This is a genomic window from Phenylobacterium sp. Root700, from assembly GCF_001429025.1.
Lineage (GTDB): Bacteria > Pseudomonadota > Alphaproteobacteria > Caulobacterales > Caulobacteraceae > Phenylobacterium.
On sequence record NZ_LMHT01000001.1, the window covers coordinates 43,800 to 55,396 of the forward strand.

At 68.8% G+C, this 11,597-nt stretch carries 10 protein-coding genes; 3 read left to right on the forward strand and 7 right to left on the reverse strand.

Features of this window, described 5'->3' with window-relative positions; all coding sequences use genetic code 11:
* Positions 1–130 precede the first annotated feature (130 nt).
* A complete protein-coding gene (locus tag ASE02_RS00185; RefSeq protein ID WP_056729990.1) occupies positions 131–2,152 on the reverse strand; it encodes a TonB-dependent siderophore receptor in 2,022 nt (673 codons plus the stop codon).
* A gap of 120 nt (positions 2,153–2,272) precedes the next feature.
* Between ASE02_RS00185 and ASE02_RS00190 the strand changes: the two genes are divergently transcribed.
* The 3 genes from ASE02_RS00190 to ASE02_RS00200 are packed head-to-tail and all read left to right on the forward strand — an operon-like array spanning position 2,273 to position 4,593.
* Complete coding sequence (locus ASE02_RS00190) at positions 2,273–2,584, forward strand: PepSY domain-containing protein (RefSeq protein ID WP_235536541.1); 312 nt, start codon at positions 2,273–2,275, stop codon at positions 2,582–2,584.
* On the forward strand, positions 2,585–3,244 hold the full coding sequence (locus tag ASE02_RS00195; protein ID WP_056729993.1) for a response regulator transcription factor: 660 nt from the start codon (positions 2,585–2,587) through the stop codon (positions 3,242–3,244). It abuts the gene before it with no gap.
* Positions 3,241–4,593: a sensor histidine kinase gene (locus ASE02_RS00200; protein ID WP_056729995.1), complete on the forward strand. Its 1,353-nt coding sequence runs from the start codon at positions 3,241–3,243 to the stop codon at positions 4,591–4,593. The genes ASE02_RS00195 and ASE02_RS00200 overlap by 4 nt, the downstream gene beginning before the upstream one ends.
* Here ASE02_RS00200 and ASE02_RS00205 read toward each other — a convergent pair whose 3' ends face one another.
* From ASE02_RS00205 to iolE, 6 genes are all read right to left on the reverse strand, one after another.
* Positions 4,594–6,018 (reverse strand): alkaline phosphatase, encoded by a 1,425-nt coding sequence (locus tag ASE02_RS00205; RefSeq protein WP_056729997.1) that lies wholly within the window; start codon positions 6,016–6,018, stop codon positions 4,594–4,596.
* Positions 6,015–6,848, reverse strand: coding sequence for an inositol monophosphatase family protein (locus tag ASE02_RS00210; RefSeq protein ID WP_056729998.1), 834 nt, complete (start codon positions 6,846–6,848; stop codon positions 6,015–6,017). The genes ASE02_RS00205 and ASE02_RS00210 overlap by 4 nt, the downstream gene beginning before the upstream one ends.
* Positions 6,848–8,203, reverse strand: coding sequence for an MFS transporter (locus ASE02_RS00215; RefSeq protein ID WP_056730000.1), 1,356 nt, complete (start codon positions 8,201–8,203; stop codon positions 6,848–6,850). The genes ASE02_RS00210 and ASE02_RS00215 overlap by 1 nt, the downstream gene beginning before the upstream one ends.
* Positions 8,204–8,386: 183 nt before the next feature.
* A complete protein-coding gene (locus tag ASE02_RS00220) occupies positions 8,387–9,883 on the reverse strand; it encodes a CoA-acylating methylmalonate-semialdehyde dehydrogenase (RefSeq protein WP_056730001.1) in 1,497 nt (498 codons plus the stop codon).
* 3 nt (positions 9,884–9,886) lie between these two features.
* Positions 9,887–10,693 (reverse strand): 5-deoxy-glucuronate isomerase, encoded by an 807-nt coding sequence (gene iolB / locus ASE02_RS00225; RefSeq protein ID WP_056730003.1) that lies wholly within the window; start codon positions 10,691–10,693, stop codon positions 9,887–9,889.
* Position 10,694: 1 nt separating this feature from the next.
* The gene (gene iolE / locus ASE02_RS00230; protein ID WP_056730005.1) at positions 10,695–11,594 is read right to left on the reverse strand and encodes a myo-inosose-2 dehydratase; all 900 of its coding nucleotides are present in this window, start codon (positions 11,592–11,594) and stop codon (positions 10,695–10,697) included.
* Positions 11,595–11,597: the final 3 nt, after the last annotated feature.

Here is an 11,597-nt window from a genome sequence, read left to right on the forward strand (position 1 = left end):
CTTGGGTGCGGGGACCTCTCGCCGGAGAGATCGGCCTCCAGCGATCTCGCGGCGCGGACGTCGACCTCGGCCAGGTCACCGTGCCGGAACCTAGCGCGCAGCTCGCCACGGCTGATCAGGGCGCCGCGCCTCAACGGCCGAAGGATCTCTGGACGGTGATCCCCGCCGATGGGCCGAAGTCGAGGCTCCGGGTTTCGATCCGCTTGAGCCCCGCGGCGCCGCGCGGTCCGGCGTATTGCTCCCGCCGCCGCTCAGCCTTGCCGCTGGCGACGTTGTCGGCATGGATCCGGATGTTCCAGGCGGGCGCCGGGCGGTACTCGGCGAACAGGCCGTAGCGCGTATGGTTCTCGTCCCGCCGGACCTCGTTGAACCGGTACTCATAGCTCTTCTCCCCGATCACCACGTCCACGCCCCAACGGACCCGATGGGCCGGCAGGTCCTGGGTGAAGTGGATCGCGCCCTCGAAAGGCGCCTCCCCGGAGATCACGCGCTCCAGGCCGGTGGTGGGGTCGGTCACCCGGCTGCGCCGCCAGATCGCGGCGGTCTTGAGCAACCCGCCCGGGATTTTCAACGCGTCGAGCGGCAGGGTCGCGCCGAGTTCGAATTCCGTCCGCTCGCCATCACCGATGTTGCCCGGGGCGTCGAAGATGAAGCCCGGTCCGGCCACCGGCGTTCGGTCGATGACGTCCGCGATCCAGTCGCGCCGCAAGGTCATCACCACGACGGCGTCATGCGCAAGCCGCCGCTCCCAGGTCGCCGCCACGCGCCAAGTCTTGTCCGGCTCGAGATCGGCGTTGCCGGCCGAGACCAGGTTCGAGGTCAGCGAGGTGGAGCTGACGAAATCTTCGAAATCCAACTGCCCGACCTGGCGCTCGACCTCCAGCCGGAGCTGATCGGAGGCGCCGGGGCTCCAGGTCAGCAGCCCGCGCGGCTTGAGGTAGTGAAACGATTTCTCCATTTGGCTGTCGCCAGTCTGGGTCAGCCGCGAGACCTCGAAGCGTGAGCCGGCTTCGGCCGTCAAGGTCGAGGCGAGCCGCCAGGTCGCGGTGGCGAAGACCTCCCCCCGCTGCTCCTCGATCCTGACATTGGCCGCGGGCAGGAATACCGGCGCGCCGTTCTCCTCAAGGCCGCTGTGGCTGTCGAGAATGTTGACCGCCGCCTCCGCGCCCAACTCCAAGGTCGTCGCCCCAGCCTGACGGCGCAGGGTCCCGCGCGCGATGGTTTCGCTGGCGTCGGAGGCGACGCGAGTGGCGGTGACGTCCGCGCCTTCCCACGCCGTATCCCCGCCCCGCACGCGGGCCTGGTGATGCAGGGCCAGCAGGTCGACGCGCCAGCGGTCACCCAGCTGGCGATCGTAGCGGCCCCCGACCTCGAACTCGGTCAGAGTTTCGCGCTCGTCCACCACCTCCTGACCAGCGGTCGGAAGCGTTGATACGTCCAGGATGTCGGCGGCGGTGCGCTCGCGCCGCGCCGAGGCGTCCAGGCGCAACTTGCCGCCGGCGAGCCCCCGCTCGTAGCCAGCTGCGGCGACAGCCGTGTCGATGGCCTGGTCCTCCCGGTAGATCGCCTGTTCCAGCAGGTCTCCGCCAGGACCTCGGCGGACTCGCGGCCCGCGTCCCTTCTCGGGATCATACTCGCGTCCCGCCTTGGCCGAGAGCTCCAGCAACTGGCCCGGCGAGCGCCGTGACATCTCCGCGGCCAGGCCGGGGGCGATCAGCCCGCCGCGCGCCACCGCTGTCGCGGCCTCCATACGCCCCTGGCTCACGGCCGCGCGCACCCGCACCACATTGGCCAGCAGCCCCCGCCCCTGCATGTCGACGCCTGGCGCGCCAGGGCGGATCAGCTCGATCCGCTCCACCGACGTCGCAGGTATTCGGCGCAGGATCGCCTCGAGGCTCTCCTGCTTGCCGGTCGGCGGCTTGCCGTCGATCAGGACGTTTCCGCCCGCGCCGGCGAGGCCGCGCACCTCGCGGTCGCCGCCCTCGAAGGAAAAGCCCGGCAGGCGCGCGATCATGTCGAGCGCCGAGTAGGGTTGAGCCGCCGCGAAATAGGCGGCGGGAAAGGCGTTGATCGCACCGTCCGCCGCCCAGGCCCCGCCCCCAAAGACAAAGAAGGCGAGCGAGGCGGTGGTCAGCAGCGGCGTCCTGATCATGTCGGATCCCCAATCGAACGCGTCTCGCGCCCCGGGAACCTCTCTGACCGCCGCCGCCTGACGTTTGGGCGCCGATCTCCGTCAGCGGCGTGTCAGGATGAGCGTGGAATGTTCAGCGTCATGACCCAACACCCCCCCCTCTGGCTCATCCTCGCCGCCGTCGCGGCGTTCGGCGCCCCGGCCCAGGCCGGCGACAAGGCCTCCGACCACGAAGCCGCGCGAGCCGCGCTACGGCGCCATGAAATCCTGCCGCTCACCCGCATCCTGACCATTGTCGAGAGCCGGGTGCCCGGCGACGTCCTCAAGGTGAAACTTGAAGAGGACAAGGGCAGGATGATCTATGAGTTGAAGGTCCTCGGCGTGAACGGCCGTGTGCGCGAAGTCGAGATCGACGCCAAGAACGGCGCGGTGCTGAAGGTCGAGGACGATTGAGTGCGCGCCCTTGTCGTCGAAGATGATCCCGACGTCGGCCCCGATCTCGTCCGCGCCCTGACGGCGGCCGGCTTCACAGTCGACCTGGCCAAGGATGGCGAGGACGCCTCATTCAAGGGCAGCGTCGAAACCTATGCCGCGGTCGTGCTCGATCTGGGCCTGCCCCGGCTCGATGGACTGTCGGTGCTGCGCCGGTGGCGCGCCGAGGGTCTCGCCTTTCCGGTCCTGGTGCTGTCGGCGCGGGGCGACTGGACCGAGAAGGTCGAGGGTATCGAGGCCGGCGCCGACGACTATCTCGCCAAGCCGTTCCAGATGGGCGAGCTGGTCGCCCGGTTCCGCGCCCTGGTGCGGCGCGCGGCCGGCCGCACCTCGCCGGTCATTACGCTCGGCCGGCTGAATCTCGACACCCGCCGCATGTCGGCGACGCTGGATGGCGCGCCCATCCGCCTCTCGCCCCTGGAGTTTCGGCTGCTCGACTGCCTGGCGCACCAACCGGGCCGAGCGGTCTCGGCCGGGGAGTTGGCCGAGCACCTTTACGGTGCGGCCGAGAGCGGCGACGCCAACGCCATCGAGGCGCTGGTGACGCGGCTGCGGCGCAAGATCGGCGCGGACGTGGTCGAGACCCGCCGTGGCTTTGGCTACCTGCTGGCCACCGGGTGAAGGCGCGTTCGCTTCATCTGCGGCTGATGGGCGGGGCCATGGTGGCGATCTTCGCCGCCCTGGCGCTCGCCTGGCTGGCCATGACCTGGCTGTTCGAACGCCACATCGAGCGGCGCGAAGCTGCCGAACTGCGCCGCAGCGCCCTGGTCCTGGTCGAGGGCCTTGGGATCAAGCCGGACGGCGGCCCGCGCGCCGATCGCCACCCGACGGACCCCCGGTTCGAAGGGCCCGCCAGCGGCCTCTATTGGCAGGTCTCGACCCCCCAAGACGCGGTCAGGTCGCGGTCCCTGTGGGATCAGACGCTGTCATCGCCGAAGAGCGCGCCCGCCGAGACGTGGCGCACGCGGGTCGGGCCCGGCCCCTACGGCGACCGCCTGCTGCTGGTCGAACGCTCGGTGCGGCCAGATCGGAGCGGCGCGGCGGTGCTGGTGCAGGTGGCGGCCGACGAAAAGGATCTGGCGGCGGCGCGGCGCGAATTCGGCCGAGACCTGGCGCTGTTTCTAGGCGGCCTGTGGGCGGTGCTGTCGCTCGCGGCCCTGGTCCAGGTGCGGCTGGGACTGCGGCCCCTCAGCCGCCTGCGGGAGGAACTGCGACGGCTGCGGCGTAACCCTTCGGCCCGGCTAAGCCTCGAGCATCCACGAGAGATCGAGCCGCTGATCGGCGCCATCAACGCCCTGGCCCAGGCCCGGGAGGGCGACCTGGAGCGCGCCCGGCGCCGCGCCAGCGACCTGGCTCACAGCCTCAAGACGCCGCTGGCCGCCCTGGCCGCCCAGAGCCGCCGGGCGCGAGCCGATGGCGCGAGCGACGCCGCCGACGGCCTGGACCGCGCCATCGCCGCCGTCGGCGCGGCGCTCGAAACCGAACTGGCCCGCGCCCGCGCCGCGGCGATGCGGGAAACGACGGGCGAGGCCGAGGCGGCGCCCGCCGCCATCGCTGAGCGCCTGATCGGCGTGGTCGAACGCACCGATGACGGGGCGAAGCTGATCTTCGACCAGGCCATTCCCGAGGACTTCCGGCTACCCGCGCCGGAAGAGGCGGTCACGGAAATCCTGGGCGCCCTGATCGAGAACGCCGCCCGGTTCGCGCGGCGGCTCGTCCGGATCTCGGTGGTGGAAAGTGCGGAAGCGGTCGGCGTCGCCATCGACGACGACGGTCCGGGGATCGAGGACGGCCGGGCCGAGGCCGCCCTGCTCCGCGGCGGCCGACTGGACGAGGCCGGCGCGGGTCACGGCCTAGGCCTGGCCATCGTGCGCGACCTGACCGAGGCGACCGAGGGGGAGATCAACCTCGGCCGATCCCCGATGCAGGGCCTGAGGGTCGTGGTCTCTTGGCCACGGGACCGCGCCTAGTCAGCGCGTCTCCGGCGCGTAGTAGGCGCCGCCGGCTCGATATCGCTCGAGCCGCTTCAGCTCCTTCGGATCGATCTTGGAGCGCCAGGTCGAGACGCCGTTGACGAGATCGGCCGGCGTCAAGCTCAGCGGCGCCCAGACCGGCGCGCCGGTGACGTCGTAGAGATTGTAGGTCAGGCGGGGCGAGCCGGTCAGGTCGAACTCCAGCAGGCCAAAGTTCGAACCTTTGGCGAAGACCGGCCGCATCCGGGCCTCTGGGACCTGATCTGGCCACTTGTCGTTCGGCGTTTGGGCCAGCGGCGAGGCGACCAGATCGTAGATGTCGTAGCCGCCCTGCTCGGCGCGCGGGATGCAGTTGAGTTCGCCCACATGGGTGTCGCCCGACAGACAGACGACGCCGCTGATCTGCTCGTCGCGGATGAAGTCGAAGATCTCGTCCCGTTCATGGAGATAGGCGGCGAAGGAGTCGCCCGGCCGCTCGGCCAGGGACCAACCCGTGCCGCTGATCAGGATCTTGAACGGCGCGCGGCTGGCCTTGAGCGCCGCCTTCAGCCAGCGTTTCTGACCGGCGCCCAGCATGGTCTTTTCGGGGCCATCGAGCTTGTCGCCAGGGTCGCGGTGGTAGCGCCCGTCGAGATGGAAGAAGTCCACCCCGCCAAAGCTGCTCTGAAAGAAGACGCCGGGGGTGTCGGCGGTCCCGTAGAACGGATTGGCCCAGTGGCGTTTGAACAGCGCCAGGCTGGCCTCCTTCACGGGGCTGCGAGCGTCGGAGTCGTTGTAGCCGAAGTCGTGATCGTCCCAGATCGCCAGGCTGGGCGTCGAGCGCAGCAGGGGCGCCAGCCGCTCCACGCCGCGCTGACGCCGATAGGTGTCGGCGATCGCTTCGGGCTGGTCGCTGTCGGCGTAGATGTTGTCGCCCAGCCAGAGGAAGAGGTCGGGCTCAAGCGCCTGAACCGCGGCGAAGATCTTCTGCTCGCTGTCGTACTGGAACCGCGCGCAGGACCCGAAAGCGACCCTGAACTTGGCGGGCCCGGCGGGCGCCGTCCGCACCTTGAACGGCACAGGCGCGTAGCGATCCAGCACCCCGTCGATGCGATAGCGGGCATAGTAGGTCGTGGCGGGCTTCAAGCCCTCCAGGCGTATGACGGTGGTCAGGTCGTTGGCCGCGTCGGCCCGGACCGGGGCGCTGAGCTTTGCATCTGCAAACGCGCGATCGGACGCGTACTCGACTTGAACCATCGCCGCCGCGCTGGAGCGCGACCAGATCGAGATGTGGCTGGGGCCGGTGTGACCGATCATCGGCCCCTGCATCAGGCGCGGATAGCCCAGCACTCCGGCGAGACTGGCGCGGGCCGATCCCAGCACGGCGCCCAGGGCCGTGGCGGCCAGAAGCCCCCGGCGAGCAAGTCGAACTGGCAGGGTCATGGCGCGGGACTGGGCCAGGCGGTCGGGCCGGAGTTTTCCACGGGCGCGAGCGCTTTCAGCAGTTCGGCCTGAATCTGCGGCGTGCAGTTCAGGACCGTCCCCGCCATCAGGTCCAGAGGGCCGCCGCGCGTGTCGGTGACCACGCCGCCCGCCTCGCGCACCAGGATATCCCCGGCCGCCATGTCCCAGGCGCTGACCGACTGTTCCCAATAGGCGTCGAACCGGCCGCAGGCGACATAGGCGGTGTCGACCGCGCCCGCGCCCAACCGGCGCACCGAGGCGATACGCGGGGTGAGGCGCGCCATCTCGGCCAGGAACTGGTCGTGGCGCGGCTTGCCCGCGAAGGGGATGCCCACCGAGATCACCGCTTCTTCCAGCGTGGCGCGCTGGGAGACTCTGATCGGCTGGCCGTTCAGCCACGCCCCCTGGCCGAGCTCGGCCCAGAACATCTCGTCCATCATCGGAATGTAGGTGACGCCGGCGATCACCGTGCCGGCCTTGGCCAGCGCCACGTTCACCGCGAACAGCGGAATGCCGCAGACGAAGTTCATGGTCCCGTCGAGCGGATCGACGATCCAGACGTGGTCAGGATCCTCGCCCTCGGTGCGGCCGCCTTCCTCACCCAGGAACCCATAGGTCGGACGCGCCTTGGCCAGCAGGGTCCGGACGGTTTCCTCGGCCCGCTCGTCGGCGATCGAGACCGGGTCGCCGTGACCGCCCTTGATGCGGATCTCCAGGTTCGCAAGGTTCGCGAAGTCCAGCTTCAGTTGATCGCCCGCCACGCGCGCGGCGTCGATCATGGCCTGCAACAGCTCCGATGGCTTACTCATCAATCCCTCAACTTGGTGCGCCACAGGCTGGTGGCGAGCACCAGGGAGGCCACGGAAGCCCCGATCCAGAACAGGATCGCGGGGCCAAAATCATAGTGCCGGACGCCGTCGATCATCACGGTGCCCTTCTCGATCAGAGCGCCGGAAACCTGCTCCTGGATGGCCGCGCCGAGGTAGCTGAACACCCCGATCATGCCGAGCGCCGCGCCCGCGACCCGCTTGGGGCAGATGTCCGTGGCGAAGAGGCCGCCCAGCGACGTCACCAGCCCGGTCATGCCCAATCCAAACAGGACCATGCCCAGCACCAGCACATAGTTGTTGGTCGGCCCGAAGAAGATCAGGCCGAGCCCGACCAGTTCGAGCAGGCCAAACAGCAGGTTGGCCGGCGGCCGGCGCGCCGCGAAATACTTGTCCGAGATGTAGCCGAAGGCGATGGCGCCCGCGACGCCGGCCAGGGTGCTGACGAACAGCAGGCTGCCGGCGGCGGGCAACGAATAGCCACGCGCCTCCTGCAGATAGAGAACCCCCCAGCTGTTGATGGCGTAGCGCGTCACGTAGGTGAGGGCGCTGGAGACGGCGAGGATCCAGACCGCCGGCATTTTCAGGAGCGAAAGCTGGGTGGCGAGGACGGGGCCCTCAGCCGAGGCCTGGACCTGGGCCTTCTCGCCCTGCCAGTGGTCGTTGCGCCAGTCGGCCACCGCCGGAAGGCCAAGGGTCTGGGGACGATCCTGCATCCAGAAATAGCACCAGACAGCCGCGCCGATGCAGAGGGTCGCCGGCACGAAGAAGCCGAAGCGCCAACCCAAGGCGGCGACGATGGCGCCGATGACCAGGAAGTTCAGCCCCTCGCCGATGGAGTGGGCCGTGCTCCAGACGCCGTAGAAGCGTCCACGTTCGCGATTGGAGAACCATTGAGCGAGCGCCACCACGCAGGCCGGCGCGCCGAAACTCTGGAACCAGCCGTTCAGGCCCCAGAACACCACCGCCATGGCGACGCTGGTCGACAGCCCCATGCCGATATTGCACAGCGCCGACAGAAACAGACCAAAGGCGAAGAAGCGTTTGACGTTGGCGTGGTCGGCCAGGAACCCGTTGGTCAGCTTGCCGAAGGCGTAGGTGTAGAACAGCGCCGAGCCGATCAAGCCGAGGTCGGCGGCGCTGAAAACGCCCTGGTCGATCAGCGGCTTCTTCACCACCCCCAGCGCCAGGCGGCAGGTGTAGGACAGGCCGTAGCCGAGCGTGATGGCCATCATGATGCGGAAGCGATGGCGGGTGTAGAGCGTGTCGACATCGCTGGACACGGTTCGCGGCGCCGCGTCCGCGCCGACCGCGAATAGGGACAGTATGGCTTTCATCGACTTCCCGCGCCCTCCAACCCCTAGGGCTCTAACGGCCCGCTTATCTTGATCAGTCTATTTCATTTTTTTGTGTCTTGGAAGTTTTCTTCCACATTTGGAATGAAATCTGCTCACCCGAAAAGAGCGCCCCTGCGCGACCTAGCGCAGGGGCAGTCGGGGAAATTCGGAGAGCGGCGCGCCTCAGCGCATAGTCGGAATGACGAAGCTCTGCTCGACCTCGCCGCCTGACGGCCAGCGCTGGGTGACGATCTTCTGACGCGTGTAGAACCGGACGCCGTCTTCGCCATACTGGTTCAGGTCGCCGAAGCCCGAGCGCTTCCAGCCGCCGAAGGAGTGGTAGGCGACGGGCACCGGCAGCGGCACATTGATCCCCACCATGCCGACCTCGACCTGATCGGCGAATTGCCGGGCCGCGTCGCCGTTGCGGGTGAAAATGGCCACGCCGTTTCCGTACTGATGGCGGGTCGCGAGCTGCAGCCCCTCGTCAAAGGTCTGGACACGGACGATCTGAAGCACCGGGCCAAAGATCTCGTCCTGATAGCTCTTCATGTTCGGAGTCACCCGGTCGAACAGGGTGGGGCCGACGAAGAAGCCGCCTTCCGCGCCCTGGAGCGTGAAGTCCCGACCATCGATGACCAGCTCGGCGCCTTCCTCGACGCCCATCTGGATGTAGGCCTCGATGCGGGCCTTATGGGCGGCGCTGACCACCGGGCCGTAGTCGGCGTCGGGATCGGTGGAGACGCCGACCCGCAACCCTTCGATCGCGGCCACCAGCTTGGCGCGTAGAGCATCAGCCGTCGCTTCGCCCACCGGCGCCACCACCGGCAGCGCCATGCAACGCTCCCCGGCCGAGCCGTAGGCCGCGCCGATGATGTCGGCCACCGCCCGGTCAAGATCGGCGTCCGGCAGGACAACGCCATGGTTCTTGGCGCCCCCCATGGCCTGGCAGCGCTTTCCCGCCGCCGCCGCGCGGGCATAGACGGATTGGGCGATGTCGGAAGACCCGACGAAGCTGACGGCCTTGATGTCGGGGTGCTCGAGGATGGCGTCGACCGCGGCCTTGTCGCCCTGGACGACATTCAAGATACCCGGCGGCAGGCCGGCCTCGATCATCAGCTCCGCCAGGCGCAGCGGCACGGACGGGTCACGCTCCGAAGGCTTGAGGATGAAGGCGTTGCCGGTGGCGATGGCCGGGCCGAACATCCACATCGGGATCATGGCCGGGAAGTTGAACGGGGTGATCCCCGCCACCACGCCCAGCGGCTGGCGCATCGAATAGACGTCGATCCCAGGCCCCGCGCCCTGCGTGTAGTCGCCCTTCATCAGATGCGGAACGCCGCAGGCGAATTCGATCACCTCCAGGCCCCGCATGATGTCGCCGCGCGAGTCGGCGATCACCTTGCCGTGCTCCGAGGAGAGCAGACTCGCCAGCTCGTCCATATGGACGTCCAGCAGCCGCTTGAACTCGAACATCACCCGCGCGCGGCGCTGGGGATTGGTCGCCGCCCAGCCAGGCTGCGCGGCCTTGGCGCTGGCGACGGCGGCGGCCAGTTCGGCGGCGTTGGCCAGCGGCGCCTGCGCCTGCACCGCGCCGGTGTTGGGATCGAACACGTCGCTGAACCGGCCGGAGACGCCGTCTACGCGGCGACCGTCGATGAAGTGGGACAGGGTACGCAAAAATCAGACCTTTCGGGCGATCCAGTCATGGGCGGGGTCGTTGCGGAAGATCCACTCCCGCTTCGGACCAGCCATGACATTGAGGTAGTAGAGGTCGTAGCCATGAGGGGCGCCCACGGGATGGTAGCCGCGCGGCACCATCACCACGTCGCCGTCCTCGACGGCCATGGTCTCATCGAGGCTGCGATCGTCGGTGTAGACCCGCTGGAAGGCGAAGCCCTGCGGCGGGTTGAGGCGGTGATAGTAGGTCTCTTCAAGCGCCGTCTCTTCGCTCGCCGTGGCGGTGTCGTGCTTGTGCGGCGGGTAGCTGGACCAGTTGCCGCCCGGCGTGATCACCTCAACGACCAGCAGGCTCTGGGCCGGCTCGGTTTGCGGCAGGATGTTGCGGACATAGCGGGTGTTGGTCCCCTGCCCGCGCACCTCGCGGCTCATCTTGGCAGGCTCGATCAACCGGGCCTGGCCGTCCGGCGAGGCCGGCGCGCTGCACACCGCCAATTCGACGGCGCCATGGGCGGTCACCGTCCAGCTCGCCCCGCCCGGCGCATAGACCGCCGCCGGCGCGGCGTCCTCGAACACGCTGGTCCGACCGCCGATGCGGGTGAACCTCTGGGCGCCGACGGCGACGTCGGCGGTCCCACTGAGGATCACCAGGCAGACCTCGCGCCCGGCTTCGCCGCCGCTCAGGACGACGTCGGGGCCAAGCTCATGGACCTTGAAGCCGACATGCGACCAGCCCGCGCTTTGCGGGGTGACGTCCAGCACGCAGCCGGTGGGATCGGGCGCGTGCGGGCGGACGAGCAGGCTGCCCATCTCAAGCCGCCTTCTTCAGGCCGGCGGAAGCGGCTGCCCGCTCCAATGTACGCAGGCCCAGCTCGCCATATTTGCGGGGATCGGCAACCGCCGGATCCTGCTCGGCCTCGATGATGATCCAGCCGGAATAGCCGACCGAGGCCAGGGCCTGCATGACCTTGCCGTAGTCCAGGTCGCCGTCGCCGGGCACGGTGAACATGCCGGCCAGGACGCCGTCCAGGAACGAGCGGCCATCGGCCCGCACCTCCTGGAACACTTCGCCCCGGACGTCCTTGCAATGGACATGGGCGATCCGTCGCGGATGGGTGCGGATGACCTCGACGGGATCGATGCCGCCCAGCGCCGCGTGTCCGGTGTCCAGGGTCAGGCCGACGTTCATGCTCGTTCGCCGCAGGAATTCCTTCAGGTCGGCGGGCCGCTCCACCACCGTGCCCAGGTGGTGGTGATAGGCGAACTTCAGGCCCTGGCCCGTCACATAGTCGGCGAGGTCGGAGAGCCGACGCGCGAACGTCTTCCACTGGCCCTCGTCAAGCTGGGGCGTGGCGGTCAGCGGCTTGGTCCGGTCGCCGTGGATGGCGTTGCTGGTCTCGGCATGGACGAAGACCGTGCTGCCCATGGCTTTAAGCAGCGCCAGGTGATCCTTGGCGGCGACGATCTCGGCGTCGACGCTGTGGGTCAACAGATTGCCGCTGAACCAGCCGCCGACGATGTCGAGGCCGTAACTGGCCATCAGCGGTTTCAGGATCGCTGGATCGCGCGGGAACTTGCCGCCCAGCTCCACGCCGGAGAAGCCGATATCTCGGGCGTCGGCCAGGATGGTTTCCAGCGGCGTATCGCCGCCCAGTTCGGGCATGTCGTCATTGACCCAGGCGATGGGACTCACGCCGAAGCGGATGGTCATGGG